This window comes from Streptococcus infantis, from assembly GCF_001579645.1.
GTDB lineage: Bacteria > Bacillota > Bacilli > Lactobacillales > Streptococcaceae > Streptococcus > Streptococcus infantis_E.
On sequence record NZ_KQ970818.1, the window covers coordinates 98,081 to 113,424 of the forward strand.

The window sequence follows — 15,344 nt, forward strand, 5'->3', positions numbered from 1 at the left end:
AAACAAAAAAATCCCTTAGACCAGGACGATTGATCCAGCCTAAAGGAATGGATAGTTGGGTATTAGATACCGAAATTTTTCATAAAAATTGTAAAGAGTGCCAGTAAGATGAAGCTGATACTATTAAGTAGCATATGGACCGAGATAGACATTTCCAAACGTCTGGTACGATAAGCAGTCCAAGTGAGTACAGTAGACATCCAACCATAAATCAAGAAGGAAGGGAGATTAGAAGGCATATGTGCAAGGAGGAAGATTAGCCAACCAATGACATAGCCAAACTTTTCGTAGCCTTGGAAGAGTTTGGTAGGAATAATCCCGCGACAGATGATTTCTTCACAAATAGGTGCGATTAAAACGATGAGGAAGAAACTGCTAATCAGAGAGCTTTCAGAAATAAGGTTGTTAATTACTTGTTGATTAGAAGTTGTTGTTTGCTTCACGAGTTGTAACCAGATTCCACCCACAAGATTTCCAACATAAATAGCTAGGTAGCTAAAGAGAATGCGAGGAAGATCGTTAACGGTGAAAAGTTTAGATTTTAAATCCAGCAACTTGCTCTTATGGGCTCCGTATAAAAAGATAGCAAGCACAAGAATCGAAATAAGGGACACAAGAATTGTTGACCAGATTGGATTAAACTGAATTTTAGTTAGTATAGCTAGAGTTAGCATAGGAGTCTGAGATAGAAAGATAGCTACTAACAAAATCCCAAACCAAGCGAGTCGCTTACGAAAATCTTTAAAAAAGTTCATTGATGTATCTCCTAAAAAATTTTTATTAATTATAACATAATTATTGCAAGGATTCTATTTGTTACCATAAGAGGAACGTACAGACGACAAATAGAATATCCCGAATCAAATGACCGTAGAATGACACTTCTTGTCTTAAGTTTTTGGGGAATAAAAAACTGAGAAATAAAGCGCCAAGGCCAATATAAAAAGCGATCGATAAAATGGTGATTGGATTACGTAGGAAGATTAAAATAGAAATGATGATGACGGAAAATCTCACTTCCTTGCTACTGGAATTTTTTTGTAACCTTCTCCATTTTTTCAAGGGGAGAAAGGTAACGAGATCAACTCCAAAGAGAAAAAAGAAGGAGGGGAGGATGAGATCTACAGCTTCTTTTTGAAGTAAGTTGACAGTAACGATAGTCTCTGATAGAACCAGCCCAACCCCGCAGAGATTGACCACAATCATCATACTATAAAATAAAAAGATAAAGCGACTCCTGTCAATCAGTCTATCTCTTTTCAGGTTGTGACTAGATAAATAATGCATAAAGGCACAAGACCCAGATAATCCCAATAAAGCCAGTAGAAAATAAAAACAGGATTGTTTGAGGGCCAGAGAGGTTCCAGACCAAAAGATACAACTACAAAGTGCCAGTTGGATTAAGGCAAAGAACAAGAGTAGTCGAATTGATTTTATGACTTTTTCCATAAAGTATCCCCTATATTTTTTTCTTATTATAGCTAAAAGATAGGAGAGAAAAGTCCTTAAATTCCCAATTGTCGATTTTTAGGGCTGTCTTGTCTTTTGAAACTAAAAAATCCCCCTTCAAGGGTTCCTTGAAGAGAGGAGATAGGTGTTCTAACGTTTAGACCAAGTGCGCTTCATAAAGAGTAGTATGATTGGATAGATTTCAAGACGTCCTGCAATCATAGCAAAGGATAGTAGAAGTTTTGAAAATGGACTAAAAATTGAGAAACTTGCAGTTGTTCCTAAAATAGGACCGATATTGTTAAAGCAACTGAAAACAGCACTCGTGACAACCATTAAATTATTGGTATCTAAACTGACGATGAAAATCAAACTGAGTAAAATCATGATATAAACCACAAAGTACTTCAGAATCTTGTGCTGGGTATCCTTATCAATAACCGTTTGATTAACCTGAAGAGTTAAAACGCGGTGAGGTGATATGGTAGACAAGACTTGATTTTTAGCAATTTTAGATAGGATGACTCCACGGATAACCTTGAGACCACCTGCAGTGGAGCCTGCAGAACCACCGATTGCCATCAGCATTAGCAAGATGTATTGAGAGAACAAAGGCCAGTTCGTGATATCTCCATATCCAAAACCGGTAGTGGTAATGATGTTAGATACTTGGAAGAAGGCCATCTCAAAGCTCTGTGAAACTCCGCTGTAGAGGTGGAGTGTGTTAAGCGTGATTAAGCCAGTTGATATGGCTACAATCAAGAGATAGGCTCGGAGTTCTTCATCAAAAAAGAATTCCTTAATACGACGGAGCATGAGGTAGTAGTAAAGGTTGAAATTGACACCAAACATTAAAACCCCGATACTTGTCAGATAGGTGATGAGAGAACTGTGATAGTGGGCAATTCCGTCATTATAAACAGTAAAGCCACCAGTACCAGCAGTACCCATAGCGATAACAAAACTATCGTAGAGTGGCATCCCAGCAAGGTAATAAATAACCACAAAGAGGGCAAACATAGCCAGGTAGAGGATATAAAGGATTTGAGCTGTATTTTTTAGCTTAGATACAACCTTGCCAAATACTGGTCCTGGAACCTCAGCCTTCATAACTTCTAGGTGACTATTTTTAGCATTGTCCATAATAGCTAGGGCAAAAACCAGTACCCCCATCCCTCCGATGAGGTGGGTAAAACTTCTCCAAAATAGAAGAGAACGACTTAAGACCGAAACATCATTTAAAATGGTTGCTCCCGTTGTTGTGAAGCCAGAACTAATCTCAAAGAAGGCGTCTATCATATTGGGAATTTGCCCTGAAAAGACAAAGGGAAGGGCACCAAAGAATGACCAGAGGATCCAACAGAGGGCTACAATTAAGACCCCTTCTTTTGCATAGATTCGCTGTTTTTTAGGCTTGCTGATGATTCCAAGAAGACCTAGAACAACAAGGATCCCGATGGTAGAGAAAAGAGCTGTAAAAACTTGACTCGATTCTCGATAATAAAGAGCAATGCTAACTGGAACTAAAAGTAGACCAGCCTCGATCAAGAGTAGCTTTGCAAGAAGAAATCGTACCATACTTCTATTCATAGCTTACCTCTCTAACAGATCATAAATCTTGGTGATATTTGATAGTAGTGTGATGACAACTAACTTATCACCGACTTGAAGGCTATCTTCACCTGTTGGGAAGATTGTTTTCCCATTACGAATAATAGCAGCGATCAACAAATCTTTTTTGAATTTCAATTGAGACAAGGGTTTGCCAGTCATTTTATTGGCTTCCTTGATGAGAAATTGAAGAGTCTCAACATGTCCATTTGCAAGGTGGTGCATCGCTTGAAGATCTGAATATTGGGCATTGGCACGACCGTGGATAAAGTGCATGATAGTATCTACAGCGATGGTTTTTGGTGTGATAATACTAGAAAACTCAGGTGCATGGATAATCTCTAAAAGGCTAGTTCGATTGACCTTGGTGATGTTTTTCTGAACACCAACACTATCTAAGAACATAGATGTAATAATGTTTTCTTCGTCAACGCCAGTTAGAGTTGCGACAGCATCGTAGTGTTGGGCGCTTTCTTCTAGGAGGATATCTTTTGCGGTTCCATCACCTTGCACAATATAGAGTTTTGGATATTTTTGACTGAAAAATGCTGCACGATCTGGATTAAGCTCAATGACCTTGGTATCAATACGGCTATCTTTCAAAATACCAACAAGGTAGTAAGCGATTTTTCCAGCTCCAATAATGAGTAAACTTTTAACGACACGAGATTTGACATAGTTATGAAAAAGCATCATGTCTACACGGTTACCTGTAACAAAGATCCGATCCTTATCTTGGAGGACCATATCCCCACTTGGAATCATGAGCTTATGATCGCGCTCAATGGCACAAACGATAACATTACCAAACTTTTTACGGAAATCAGCAATAGACATCTGACAAATATTACTATCAATTCGAACCTTGAATTCCATCAAACTAACCAAACCACCTGCAAAACGCTCAACAGAAAGAGCATTTGGGAAATCGATGATATTAGCGATAGCACGAGCTGCAAGGAGTTCTGGATTGACAATAAGAGAAAATCCGAGAATATTTTTTTCTTTAAAGTAAGGGTTGGAATACTCAGGATTGCGGACACGGACGATGGTTTCTTTAGCCCCCATCTTTTTAGCTAAGACAGCAGAGACCATATTGACCTCATCATACTGAGTCATAGCGATGAAAATATCGCAGTCTTGAACATTGGCAGCTTCTAGCATGGCAAAGTCAGCCCCATTACCAGCAATTCCAATAATGTCAAAACGGCTTGTCATATAATTAAGAACCGCTTCGTTCTGTTCAATTAAGACAACATCATGATTGTCAGCGACAAGTGAACGACAAAGGGCAGAACCAACTTTCCCCCCTCCGACAAGAATAATCTTCATATCAAATAACCTACTTTTTCAATATGTATCTATCATACTCTTTTTTAGAATAAAATGCACTCGGCAACCGACTCTTTTCATTATTAGGGTAGAAAATTGTCCCACTGATAATCTTACTTGTTAAAAATTTAAGATATAAATCAGCTATTTTCGTGTAATTCTAATGAATACATAAGCATTTTAAGCTAATGTAAATATGTTTGTAAAAAAATTGAAAAAATCAAGTCATTTCTATTGACATTCAAGCTGAAAGTGATATACTAAAACAGTAGTTTCGCTGATTTACTTCAAACCTGTTGTGAGGTAAGTTAACGATGCCTTAACCACGCTGTTTGCTGAGCTTGACTCCGAGCAGTGTGGCTATTTTTTTGCACTAGTGAGAGGAAACAAGGCATGGCAAATCATATTGTATTATTTGAACCCCAGATTCCACAAAATACGGGTAATATTGCTCGTACTTGCGCAGCAACGAATGCGCCCCTTCATATTATCAAACCGATGGGTTTTCCTATTGATGATCGTAAGATGAAGCGGGCAGGTCTAGATTATTGGGACAAGCTTGAGATTCATTTTTATGATAGCTTGGCTGATTTTATGGAAAAAATGGATGGTCATCTCTACCTGATTTCCAAGTTTGCAGAAAAAGTCTATTCAGATGCAGATTTCACGACAGAAGGAGATCATTATTTTCTCTTTGGGCGTGAAGATAAGGGCTTGCCTGAGGAATTTATGCGTGAGCATCCAGAAAAGTCTCTCAGAATTCCGATGAATGATGAACATGTTCGTAGCCTGAATGTATCTAATACAGTATGTATGATTGTCTATGAGGCTCTCCGACAACAAAACTTTGTGGGCCTCGAACTGGTTCACACTTATGAAACAGATAAATTGAAATAAACACTTAGATAAAATGCTTGCGCTTGCAAGCTTTTTTTGTTATCATAAAGGGGTCTTCAGGGCTGGGTGAGATTCCCGACCGGCGGTGACTTTTACTAGCTATTTTGGCTTACTCGTCGTTGTCTTGTCTTGATATACTTAAGTATCATCTTCGACTGCGACGCCTAGATTAATCCAAAATATCTTAGTAAAAGAAGTCCGCGAGCGCAAGCTGATGTGGTGAGATTCCACAACCGACAGTATAGTCTGGATGGGAGAAGACGAAAGAATGGCTTTGTCTATTCTAATTGATTTTTTATAGGTAAATTGCAACCGCTTGCTTAAACAGAGTGAGGGGAAACTTTTGGAATTTAAAAATAAAAATAGAGGGTAGATAGAGGAATCCTTTCCAACTTCTTCTGATTTTATAGAAAATTGGAGGAACCTGTTATGACAAACACACGTCGACTTTCGACCATTGCAATTCTATCAGCGCTTTCATTTGTGTTGATGTACTTTGACTTTCCGCTTTTGCCAGCGGCATCCTTTTTGAGGATTGAGTTCAGTATTTTACCGGTCCTTGTGGGTTTGGTAGTCTTGGATTTACCAGCAGCTTTTGGAGTGCTTTTCCTTCGGTCCTTGTTGAAAATTCTTTTGAACAATCAAGGGGTTAGTACCTATATTGGTTTACCGATGAATATTGTTGCCTTGGGAGTCTTTGTGCTTGCTTTTGGTTTGATTTGGAAAAAAGAGCGAACAACCATGCGTTTCGTCCTAGCTTCACTAGCTGGTACGCTTGGTTTGACTCTAGCTATGCTAGTTCTGAACTACGTCTATGCTGTTCCTTTGTACGCTAAGTTTGCTAATTTTGATATTGAGAAAATCTTAGGATTGAGCAACTACCTGATGACTATGGTCTTGCCTTTTAATCTGATTGAAGGTATTATCTTTGCCATCTCTTTCTGGTTGTTATTTGTCCTTTTGAAACCAACTTTAAAATACCATGAAAGATAAACAAACATATTTGATGAAGGGCTCTTTTGCCCTTTTGCTTTTTGTAATTTTAGGTTATATTGTCAAGTTTTACCCTAATATGCTGATTGGCTTTGATCAACCAATCCAGACTGCTATTCGAGGTGACTTACCTGCTTCCTTGACCTTCCTTTTCAAAACAATCACACATTTAATTGATATCCCAGTCATTATCACTTGGGTCCTCATTGTAGCTTTTATTTTTTACCGTAAACAATGGAAACTGGAAAGTTATCTCATGCTGGGGAATTTGACTTTAGCTGGAATCTTAATCGTAACTTTTAAAAATATCTACCAACGACCTAGACCAGAAATAGTACATCTAGTAGAGGAAAAAGGTTTTTCTTTTCCTAGTGGACATTCTCTGGCAGTAACGATTATGGTTGGAACTTTGATTGTGATTTTGAGCCAACGGATTAAGAATACAACTTGGAGAAAAGTCGTGCAAATCGGACTTGGTATTTACTTAGTCAGTGTATTGGTATCAAGAATTTATCTGGGAGTTCACTACCCATCAGATGTGATTGCTAGCCTTTGTGTAGGCCTAGGAGTTTTGTTTATGGAGTTTCCTTTCTACGATAAACTGCGTTTTCAATGGCGCTTCAAAGGAAAACAGAAGTAGGAATTGCCCCTTCTTGAGGAGATAAAAATGGAAGTCAACATAAAGAATCTTCATCCGACTCAACTATACTTATCAGAAAAGAAGTTACAAGATATCCAGATGCTTTATCAGTCGAAAGAAAAGCCCAATATCAATCCAATTAGCGTTCTTGCATTTGGAAATTGCTTCTTGATTACAGATGGCCATCACAGGGCTTATCAGGCTTTGTTGGTAGGTCAGGATACAATTTCTGCTGAGTTTGATAGAGATGGAGGTGATGAACTATATCATCTCTATGCGCAAGCTTGTGAGAAAAGAAAGATATACTCTGTTCTTGATTTAAAAAATCATATCTTACCTCAAGATGAATATGAAGCAAGATGGTATAACTGGTGTGATGGTTTTAATCAAGCAGCGGAGCTAGTATTAGGAGTAGAAAATGATGACAAAAATCATTCAGATAGATGATTCCTTACGTCTAGTTCCCTATTTTTTAGCAGATCATCAGGATGCAGCTTTGGCCTGGTATCAAGATGTGGATTTGGTGGAACTTGTAGACGGTATTAGAATACCTTATAGTTCAGAAAAATTAAATGCTATGTATTCCTATTTAGAGAGTCACGGGGATTTGTTCTGGATTGAGTTTCGAGAAAAGGGAGAGTGGCTTCCAATTGGGGATGTAACCTTATCTCAAGAGAATCTTCCTATTGTGATTGGCAATCCAACTTATCGATATCAAGGTCTTGGACGCAAGATTTTGAAGATTTTGATTGATCTAGCTCGGCAAAAGGATTGGAAACAATTGAAAGTTCAAGAAATCTACACTTTCAATCGTATCTCTATAAGATGTTTTGAGTCTCTTGGTTTTGTGGAAAGCGGTGCTACTGAAAAGGGCTTGAGTTTTGTACTGACTTTGAGCGAATGAATTCTTTCCATCATGGTAGAAGATTTTGAAGATTAATTGCACCAAAAAAGGTGTAACATAAAGAAATATCAAAAATAAAAATTTCTCTTGCAATTTTTTTAAAATAGTGTATAATAGATGGGTATGCGTAAAGCATACTTGTGGGAGGTAAAAATCTCTAAATTACCGCCAAAACCACAAAGGAGGATTTAAAAATGGCTAAAAAAGTCGAAAAACTTGTAAAATTGCAAATCCCTGCTGGTAAAGCTACACCAGCTCCACCGGTTGGACCTGCTCTTGGTCAAGCTGGTATCAACATCATGGGATTCACAAAAGAGTTCAACGCTCGTACTGCTGACCAAGCTGGTATGATCATTCCAGTTGTTATCTCAGTATACGAAGACAAATCATTTACTTTCGTTACAAAAACACCACCAGCTGCTGTTCTTTTGAAAAAAGCTGCAGGTGTTGAAAAAGGATCAGGTACACCTAACAAAACTAAGGTTGCTACAGTTACTCGTGCACAAGTACAAGAAATTGCAGAAACTAAAATGCCAGATTTGAACGCTGCAAACATTGAGTCTGCAATGCGTATGATCGAAGGTACTGCTCGTTCTATGGGATTCACTGTTGTTGACTAATCAATAACATCCCTATATAACCCGCAAGACTTCATCATTTCGAGAAGTGACGTGGGAGATGAAAATCGATTGAACCACTTACAAGGAGAATAGAAAATGGCTAAAAAAAGCAAACAACTTCGTGCTGCTCTTGAGAAGATCGACAGCACAAAAGCATACAGCGTAGAAGAAGCTGTAGCTCTTGCAAAAGAAACTAACTTTGCAAAATTTGATGCAACTGTAGAAGTTGCTTACAACTTGAACATTGACGTTAAAAAAGCTGACCAACAAATCCGTGGAGCAATGGTATTGCCAAACGGTACTGGTAAAACAGCTCGCGTTCTTGTATTTGCACGTGGTGCAAAAGCTGAAGAAGCAAAAGCTGCTGGTGCAGACTTCGTTGGTGAAGATGACCTTGTTGCTAAAATCAACGACGGTTGGTTGGACTTCGACGTAGTTATCGCTACACCTGACATGATGGCTCTTGTTGGACGTCTTGGACGTGTCCTTGGACCTCGTAACTTGATGCCAAACCCTAAAACTGGTACTGTAACAATGGATGTTGCTAAAGCAGTTGAAGAGTCTAAAGGTGGTAAAATCACTTACCGTGCAGACCGTGCAGGTATCGTACAAGCGATTATCGGTAAAGTTTCATTTGAAGCTGACAAGTTGGTTGAAAACTTCAAAGCATTCAACGAAACAATCCAAAAAGCTAAACCAGCTACTGCTAAAGGAACTTACGTAACAAGCTTGACAATCACAACTACTCAAGGTGTTGGTATCAAGGTAGACGTTAATTCACTTTAATTAGTAATAATTTAACATGAAAGGTTGAAGACAAGTTTGTTTCAACCTTTTTTCTATTAAAAAAATAAAAATACGTATAAACTTTCTAATTCATTTAATATTGTAAAGTATCTAGATAGAAAATTCAGAAAATTTGCTCTTTTCTCTTGAAAATTTTTGAAAAAATGGTATCATAGTAACAAGCTATTTTTAAGAGAAGAGAAAGGGGAACGATGGAGAAAATCATTTTAGACTCACCTAAGACGGGATCGGATCTTGTTTTGGAAACACTTCGCGACTTAGGAATCGACACGATTTTTGGTTATCCTGGTGGAGCAGTACTTCCTTTATATGATGCTATTTATAATTTTAAGGGAATCCGCCATATTCTAGGTCGCCATGAGCAGGGCTGTCTTCACGAAGCTGAAGGTTATGCTAAGTCAACAGGAAAACTGGGTGTTGCAGTCGTCACAAGCGGACCAGGAGCTACAAATGCCATTACAGGGATCGCAGATGCTATGAGCGATAGTGTTCCCCTTTTGGTCTTCACAGGACAAGTTGCAAGAGCGGGAATCGGTAAGGATGCTTTTCAAGAAGCTGATATCGTTGGTATCACCATGCCAATCACTAAGTACAATTATCAGGTTCGAGAAACTGCGGATATTCCGCGAATTATTACAGAAGCTGTGCATATTGCGACTACAGGTCGTCCAGGGCCAGTCGTCATTGACCTACCAAAAGATGTTTCTGCGCTTGAGACAGACTTCATTTACTCTCCAGAGATAGATTTACCAAGTTATCAGCCAACACTTGAGCCAAATGATATGCAAATCAAGAAGATCTTGAAGCAACTCTCTAAGGCTAAGAAGCCAGTTTTGTTAGCTGGTGGTGGAATTAGCTATGCTGAGGCTGCAGGGGAGTTAAATGAATTTGCAGAGCGTTATCAAATTCCAGTTGTGACAAGTCTTTTGGGACAGGGAACAATCGCAACTAGCCATCCACTGTTTTTGGGAATGGGCGGAATGCATGGTTCCTTTGCAGCAAATATTGCCATGACTGAGGCTGATTTTATGATTTCTATTGGTTGCCGCTTTGATGACCGTTTAACAGGAAATCCTAAGACCTTTGCAAAGAATGCTAAAGTAGCGCATATCGATATCGATCCAGCAGAGATTGGTAAGATTATCGCTGTTGATATTCCAGTTGTCGGTGATGCGAAAAAGGCTTTGCAGCAGTTACTAGCTGAGCCAATCGTTCGTAACAATACTGAAAAGTGGATTGAAAAAGTTACCAAAGATAAGAATCGTGTTCGTTCTTATGATAAGAAGGAACGTGTGGTTCAACCTCAAGCAGTTATTGAACGCGTCGGTGAGTTGACCAATGGCGATGCCATTGTCGTAACAGACGTTGGACAACACCAAATGTGGACGGCTCAATATTATCCTTACCAAAACGAGCGTCAATTGGTAACATCAGGTGGTCTAGGAACTATGGGATTCGGAGTCCCAGCAGCTATTGGTGCTAAGATTGCTAATCCAGATAAAGAAGTTGTTCTCTTTGTCGGAGATGGCGGTTTCCAGATGACCAATCAAGAATTGGCAATCTTAAATATTTACAAGATTCCAATCAAGGTCATCATGCTTAATAACCATTCACTCGGGATGGTTCGCCAGTGGCAAGAAGCCTTCTATGATGGTCGAACTTCAGAGTCGGTCTTTGATAGCCTTCCAGATTTCCAATTGATGGCTCAAGCCTATGGAATTAAGAATTATAAGTTTGATAATCCTGAAACTCTTGAGAAGGATTTGGAAGTCATCATGGAAGATGAACCAATGTTTATTGAAGTAGACATTTCTCGGAAAGAACATGTTTTGCCGATGGTACCAGCTGGTAAGAGTAATCATGAGATGTTGGGGGTGAAGTTTAATGCGTAGAATGTTAACAGCCAAACTTCAAAACCGTTCAGGTGTTCTCAATCGCTTCACAGGAGTCTTATCGAGACGTCAAGTCAATATCGAAAGCATTTCTGTTGGTGCAACGGAAAATCCTAATGTGTCACGAATTACCATTATCATCGATGTTGCCTCACATGATGAGGTGGAGCAAATCATCAAACAACTGAATCGTCAGATTGATGTAATTCGTATTCGTGATATTACGGATCAGCCCCACTTAGAACGAGAAGTAATTCTTATAAAGGTTTCAGCGCCTGCTGAAAAACGTGCAGAAATTTTGGCTATTATCCAACCTTTCCGTGCAACAGTAGTCGATGTAGCTCCAAGTTCTATTACCATTCAGATGACCGGGAATGCAGAAAAGAGTGAAGCTTTGATTCGAGTCATTCGACCTTACGGTATTAAGAATATCGCTCGTACGGGTGCAACTGGATTTACCCGCGACTAAAAATCCAACTTAAATTTGTTAAACTAGCCTAACAGGCAATAAAAATAGAAAAGAGAGAAAAAACTATGGCAGTTCAAATGGAATACGAAAAAGATGTAAAAGTAGCAGCACTTGACGGTAAAAAAATCGCCGTTATTGGTTATGGTTCACAAGGACATGCGCACGCTCAAAACTTGCGTGATTCAGGTCGCGATGTGATCATCGGTGTACGTCCAGGTAAATCTTTTGATAAAGCAAAAGAAGATGGTTTTGACACTTACACAGTAGCAGAAGCAACTAAATTGGCTGATGTTATCATGATCTTGGCACCAGATGAAATCCAACAAGAATTGTACGAAGCAGAAATTGCTCCAAACTTGGAAGCTGGAAATGCTGTTGGATTTGCACATGGTTTCAACATTCACTTCGAATTCATCAAAGTTCCTGCAGATGTTGATGTCTTTATGTGTGCTCCTAAAGGACCAGGACACTTGGTACGTCGTACTTACGAAGAAGGATTTGGTGTTCCAGCACTTTACGCTGTCTACCAAGATGCAACAGGAAATGCTAAAAACATCGCTATGGACTGGTGTAAAGGTGTTGGTGCAGCGCGTGTAGGTCTTCTTGAAACAACATACAAAGAAGAAACTGAAGAAGATTTGTTTGGTGAACAAGCAGTTCTTTGTGGTGGTTTGACTGCTCTTATCGAAGCTGGTTTTGAAGTCTTGACTGAAGCTGGTTATGCTCCAGAATTGGCTTACTTTGAAGTTCTTCACGAAATGAAATTGATCGTTGACTTGATCTATGAAGGTGGATTCAAGAAAATGCGTCAATCAATTTCAAACACTGCTGAATATGGTGACTATGTTTCAGGACCACGTGTAATCACTGAACAAGTTAAAGAAAACATGAAAGCAGTTCTTGCGGACATCCAAAATGGTAAATTCGCCAACGACTTTGTAAATGACTACAAAGCTGGACGTCCAAAATTGACTGCCTACCGTGAACAAGCAGCTAACCTTGAAATTGAAAAAGTTGGTGCAGAATTGCGTAAAGCAATGCCATTTGTCGGTAAAAACGACGATGATGCATTCAAAATCTACAACTAATTTTTAAGAATATAAACAGAAGGCGAGTTGGGGGGAACCTAACTCGCTTTTTATATTGAAAACTCATCGAGGAGGAGTTTATGCTAAGAGCAAAAGATGTGGTGAAAGCCCACAAGATTCTGAGTGGTGTAGTGGTCAATACTCCACTTGACTACGATCATTATTTATCCGAAAAATACGGAGCGAAAATTTATCTTAAAAAGGAAAATGCTCAACGTGTCCGTTCTTTTAAAATTCGTGGAGCTTATTACGCTATCTCGCAATTGACAAAAGAGGAACGTGAACGTGGTGTAGTGTGTGCTTCAGCGGGAAATCACGCTCAAGGAGTTGCCTACACATGTAATGAGATGAAGATCCCTGCAACAATCTTTATGCCAATTACGACACCTCAACAGAAAATTGGTCAGGTCCGTTTCTTTGGAGGAGATTTTGTGACGATCAAATTAGTAGGGGATACTTTTGATGCTTCAGCCAAGGCTGCTCAAGACTTTACTGTAGCTGAAAATCGTACTTTTATTGATCCCTTTGATGATCCCTATGTTCAAGCTGGTCAGGGTACGGTAGCCTATGAAATTTTAGAAGAAGCTCGTAAAGAATCTATTGATTTTGATACTGTCTTGGTACCTGTTGGAGGTGGAGGCCTCATTTCAGGTGTTTCTACTTATATTAAAGAAACAAATTCTCAGATTGAGGTCATTGGAGTAGAGGCTGAAGGTGCTCGTTCTATGAAGGCTGCCTTTGAAGCTGGAGGACCGGTTAAACTTAAAGAAATTGATAAATTTGCAGATGGGATTGCAGTGCAAAAAGTAGGACAGTTGACCTATGAAGCAACACGCAAACATGTAGAAACTCTTATCGGAGTAGATGAAGGCTTGATTTCTGAGACCTTAATTGATCTCTACTCTAAACAAGGTATCGTAGCAGAACCTGCGGGTGCTGCTAGTGTTGCAGCTCTAGAAGTATTATCCGATTATATTAAGGGCAAGACCATTTGTTGTATCATTTCTGGAGGGAATAATGACATCAACCGTATGCCAGAGATGGAAGAACGTGCCTTGATTTATGATGGTATCAAGCATTACTTTGTAGTGAATTTCCCACAACGTCCGGGAGCACTTCGAGAGTTTGTAAATGATATCTTAGGACCTCATGATGATATTACTCGTTTTGAATATATCAAACGAGCTAGCAAGGGAACTGGTCCAGTACTAATAGGGATTGCACTTGCTGATAAACATGATTATGCGGGATTGATTCATCGGATGGAAAAATTCGACCCGTCTTATATTAACTTGAATGGGAATGAGACCCTATATAATATGCTTGTTTAATATGCTATGAAATTTTTATCATATTATTTGCCTAACCTATTTACTAGTGCTATAATGTAAGTGAAGAAAGGGGGAGATTCCCATGGTTTTAAAAGTTATACTTGTTCTAATTATTCTAATGCTTATTGTAGGAGCTATATTAATGAGCTCAATCTATGTTGTTCGACAACAATCAGTAGCTATCATTGAACGATTTGGTAAGTATCAAAAATTGAGCAATAGTGGTATTCACCTAAGAGCACCATTTGGGATTGATAAAATTGCAGCTCGTGTACAACTGCGTCTCTTGCAAAGTGAAATCGTTGTGGAAACCAAGACTCAAGATAACGTATTTGTGACGATGAATGTTGCGACACAGTACCGAGTAAATGAACAAAATGTTACAGATGCTTACTATAAACTAATGAGACCTGAGGCTCAAATCAAATCTTATATTGAAGACGCATTGCGCTCATCAGTTCCTAAGTTAACTTTGGATGAATTGTTTGAGAAAAAGGATGAAATTGCATTAGAAGTTCAAAAACAAGTAGCGGAAGAAATGTCAACGTATGGGTACATTATCGTCAAAACGCTCATTACCAAAGTAGAGCCGGATGCAGAAGTCAAGCAATCGATGAATGAAATCAATGCTGCTCAACGGAAGAGAGTAGCAGCACAAGAATTGGCCGAAGCAGATAAAATTAAGATCGTAACAGCGGCCGAAGCAGAGGCAGAAAAGGATCGCCTACATGGTGTGGGGATCGCAGAGCAACGAAAAGCAATTGTTGATGGACTTGCTGATTCTATTAAAGAGTTAAAAGGAGCCAATGTTGAATTAACTGAAGAGCAAATCATGTCAATCTTGTTAACTAACCAGTATTTAGATACATTGAATAATTTTGCAGAAAAACAAGGTAATAATACAATTTTCTTACCAGCAAATCCTAACGGAGTTGAAGATATACGAACCCATATATTATCGGCTTTGAAAGCTAAGTAAATGTAATCTTAACGTCTTATTTGATTGGATATATGTTTTTTTATTGACAAATGCCATAAAAACGTATACAATTAAATATCGTAAAGAATAAAATAGGAGAAAAACATGGCTAAGACTAACTTTGAAAAAGTAGAATCAGTTGTTAGCTGGGTTCGTGATAAGAAGATCACTGGTTATCGTATTTCTAAAGAAACGAATGCACGTGAAATGTCTATCATTGCTCTAGCTCAAGGACGTGCAAAAGTTAAAAATATTTCCTTTGAAACAGCCCTTGGATTAATTGATTTCTATGAAAAAAATCATGAAAAATTTGAAGATTAATCGGCTCTTTG

17 protein-coding genes and 1 riboswitch are annotated in these 15,344 nt (G+C 38.7%); of the genes, 13 read left to right on the top strand and 4 right to left on the bottom strand.

Annotated elements, in window-relative coordinates; all coding sequences use genetic code 11:
• Window positions 1-62 precede the first annotated feature (62 nt).
• The 4 genes from SINDD18_RS00600 to trkA all read right to left on the bottom strand — a co-directional run bounded on the left by SINDD18_RS00600 (window position 63) and on the right by trkA (window position 4,392).
• Entirely contained in the window at window positions 63-755 is a 693-nt protein-coding gene (locus SINDD18_RS00600; RefSeq protein ID WP_061862720.1) for a CPBP family intramembrane glutamic endopeptidase, read from the bottom strand.
• 61 nt (window positions 756-816) lie between these two features.
• A complete protein-coding gene (locus SINDD18_RS00605; RefSeq protein WP_061862721.1) occupies window positions 817-1,449 on the bottom strand; it encodes a hypothetical protein in 633 nt (210 codons plus the stop codon).
• Window positions 1,450-1,599: 150 nt separating this feature from the next.
• A complete protein-coding gene (locus SINDD18_RS00610; protein ID WP_045763704.1) occupies window positions 1,600-3,039 on the bottom strand; it encodes a TrkH family potassium uptake protein in 1,440 nt (479 codons plus the stop codon).
• 3 nt (window positions 3,040-3,042) lie between these two features.
• A complete protein-coding gene (gene trkA / locus SINDD18_RS00615) occupies window positions 3,043-4,392 on the bottom strand; it encodes a Trk system potassium transporter TrkA (RefSeq protein ID WP_061862722.1) in 1,350 nt (449 codons plus the stop codon).
• Window positions 4,393-4,785: 393 nt separating this feature from the next.
• Here trkA and SINDD18_RS00620 point away from each other — a divergent pair, with 393 nt between their 5' ends.
• From SINDD18_RS00620 to SINDD18_RS00680, 13 genes are all read left to right on the top strand, one after another.
• Complete coding sequence (locus SINDD18_RS00620) at window positions 4,786-5,289, top strand: tRNA (cytidine(34)-2'-O)-methyltransferase (RefSeq protein ID WP_061862723.1); 504 nt, start codon at window positions 4,786-4,788, stop codon at window positions 5,287-5,289.
• A gap of 48 nt (window positions 5,290-5,337) precedes the next feature.
• Window positions 5,338-5,555, top strand: a riboswitch (FMN riboswitch).
• 163 nt (window positions 5,556-5,718) lie between these two features.
• Window positions 5,719-6,282, top strand: coding sequence for an ECF transporter S component (locus SINDD18_RS00625; protein WP_061862724.1), 564 nt, complete (start codon window positions 5,719-5,721; stop codon window positions 6,280-6,282).
• Window positions 6,272-6,922, top strand: a complete 651-nt coding sequence (locus tag SINDD18_RS00630) for a phosphatase PAP2 family protein (RefSeq protein WP_061862725.1) — start codon at window positions 6,272-6,274, stop codon at window positions 6,920-6,922. Before SINDD18_RS00625 ends, SINDD18_RS00630 begins: the two co-directional genes overlap by 11 nt.
• A gap of 27 nt (window positions 6,923-6,949) precedes the next feature.
• On the top strand, window positions 6,950-7,369 hold the full coding sequence (locus SINDD18_RS00635; protein ID WP_061862726.1) for a hypothetical protein: 420 nt from the start codon (window positions 6,950-6,952) through the stop codon (window positions 7,367-7,369).
• Window positions 7,344-7,826, top strand: a complete 483-nt coding sequence (locus tag SINDD18_RS00640; protein ID WP_061863216.1) for a GNAT family N-acetyltransferase — start codon at window positions 7,344-7,346, stop codon at window positions 7,824-7,826. The genes SINDD18_RS00635 and SINDD18_RS00640 overlap by 26 nt, the downstream gene beginning before the upstream one ends.
• A gap of 194 nt (window positions 7,827-8,020) precedes the next feature.
• The gene (rplK, locus tag SINDD18_RS00645) at window positions 8,021-8,446 is read left to right on the top strand and encodes a 50S ribosomal protein L11 (RefSeq protein WP_001085808.1); all 426 of its coding nucleotides are present in this window, start codon (window positions 8,021-8,023) and stop codon (window positions 8,444-8,446) included.
• Window positions 8,447-8,542: 96 nt separating this feature from the next.
• Window positions 8,543-9,232: a 50S ribosomal protein L1 gene (rplA, locus tag SINDD18_RS00650; protein ID WP_001085672.1), complete on the top strand. Its 690-nt coding sequence runs from the start codon at window positions 8,543-8,545 to the stop codon at window positions 9,230-9,232.
• A gap of 212 nt (window positions 9,233-9,444) precedes the next feature.
• Window positions 9,445-11,145, top strand: a complete 1,701-nt coding sequence (locus SINDD18_RS00655) for an acetolactate synthase large subunit (RefSeq protein WP_061862727.1) — start codon at window positions 9,445-9,447, stop codon at window positions 11,143-11,145.
• Window positions 11,138-11,614, top strand: a complete 477-nt coding sequence (ilvN, locus tag SINDD18_RS00660) for an acetolactate synthase small subunit (protein WP_001253809.1) — start codon at window positions 11,138-11,140, stop codon at window positions 11,612-11,614. The genes SINDD18_RS00655 and ilvN overlap by 8 nt, the downstream gene beginning before the upstream one ends.
• A gap of 65 nt (window positions 11,615-11,679) precedes the next feature.
• Window positions 11,680-12,702, top strand: a complete 1,023-nt coding sequence (ilvC, locus tag SINDD18_RS00665) for a ketol-acid reductoisomerase (protein WP_000290683.1) — start codon at window positions 11,680-11,682, stop codon at window positions 12,700-12,702.
• Window positions 12,703-12,782: 80 nt separating this feature from the next.
• On the top strand, window positions 12,783-14,033 hold the full coding sequence (gene ilvA, locus SINDD18_RS00670) for a threonine ammonia-lyase IlvA (protein WP_061862728.1): 1,251 nt from the start codon (window positions 12,783-12,785) through the stop codon (window positions 14,031-14,033).
• 82 nt (window positions 14,034-14,115) lie between these two features.
• Complete coding sequence (locus SINDD18_RS00675; protein WP_000243418.1) at window positions 14,116-15,012, top strand: SPFH domain-containing protein; 897 nt, start codon at window positions 14,116-14,118, stop codon at window positions 15,010-15,012.
• Window positions 15,013-15,117: 105 nt separating this feature from the next.
• The gene (locus SINDD18_RS00680) at window positions 15,118-15,333 is read left to right on the top strand and encodes a capsule biosynthesis transcriptional regulator (RefSeq protein WP_001140700.1); all 216 of its coding nucleotides are present in this window, start codon (window positions 15,118-15,120) and stop codon (window positions 15,331-15,333) included.
• The last annotated feature ends 11 nt before the right edge of the window (window positions 15,334-15,344 follow it).

Excerpts from the sequence above, each read along its gene's own strand:
- SINDD18_RS00620 (WP_061862723.1), top strand. The coding sequence starts at position 4,786 with ATGGCAAATCATATTGTATTATTTGAACCCCAGATTCCACAAAATACG.
- ilvC (WP_000290683.1), top strand. The coding sequence starts at position 11,680 with ATGGCAGTTCAAATGGAATACGAAAAAGATGTAAAAGTAGCAGCACTT.
- ilvN (WP_001253809.1), top strand. The coding sequence starts at position 11,138 with ATGCGTAGAATGTTAACAGCCAAACTTCAAAACCGTTCAGGTGTTCTC.
- SINDD18_RS00635 (WP_061862726.1), top strand. The coding sequence starts at position 6,950 with ATGGAAGTCAACATAAAGAATCTTCATCCGACTCAACTATACTTATCA.
- SINDD18_RS00625 (WP_061862724.1), top strand. The coding sequence starts at position 5,719 with ATGACAAACACACGTCGACTTTCGACCATTGCAATTCTATCAGCGCTT.
- rplK (WP_001085808.1), top strand. The coding sequence starts at position 8,021 with ATGGCTAAAAAAGTCGAAAAACTTGTAAAATTGCAAATCCCTGCTGGT.
- SINDD18_RS00675 (WP_000243418.1), top strand. The coding sequence starts at position 14,116 with ATGGTTTTAAAAGTTATACTTGTTCTAATTATTCTAATGCTTATTGTA.
- trkA (WP_061862722.1), bottom strand. The coding sequence starts at position 4,392 with ATGAAGATTATTCTTGTCGGAGGGGGGAAAGTTGGTTCTGCCCTTTGT.
- SINDD18_RS00605 (WP_061862721.1), bottom strand. The coding sequence starts at position 1,449 with ATGGAAAAAGTCATAAAATCAATTCGACTACTCTTGTTCTTTGCCTTA.
- SINDD18_RS00680 (WP_001140700.1), top strand. The coding sequence starts at position 15,118 with ATGGCTAAGACTAACTTTGAAAAAGTAGAATCAGTTGTTAGCTGGGTT.
- SINDD18_RS00610 (WP_045763704.1), bottom strand. The coding sequence starts at position 3,039 with ATGAATAGAAGTATGGTACGATTTCTTCTTGCAAAGCTACTCTTGATC.
- rplA (WP_001085672.1), top strand. The coding sequence starts at position 8,543 with ATGGCTAAAAAAAGCAAACAACTTCGTGCTGCTCTTGAGAAGATCGAC.
- SINDD18_RS00600 (WP_061862720.1), bottom strand. The coding sequence starts at position 755 with ATGAACTTTTTTAAAGATTTTCGTAAGCGACTCGCTTGGTTTGGGATT.
- ilvA (WP_061862728.1), top strand. The coding sequence starts at position 12,783 with ATGCTAAGAGCAAAAGATGTGGTGAAAGCCCACAAGATTCTGAGTGGT.
- SINDD18_RS00655 (WP_061862727.1), top strand. The coding sequence starts at position 9,445 with ATGGAGAAAATCATTTTAGACTCACCTAAGACGGGATCGGATCTTGTT.
- SINDD18_RS00630 (WP_061862725.1), top strand. The coding sequence starts at position 6,272 with ATGAAAGATAAACAAACATATTTGATGAAGGGCTCTTTTGCCCTTTTG.
- SINDD18_RS00640 (WP_061863216.1), top strand. The coding sequence starts at position 7,344 with ATGACAAAAATCATTCAGATAGATGATTCCTTACGTCTAGTTCCCTAT.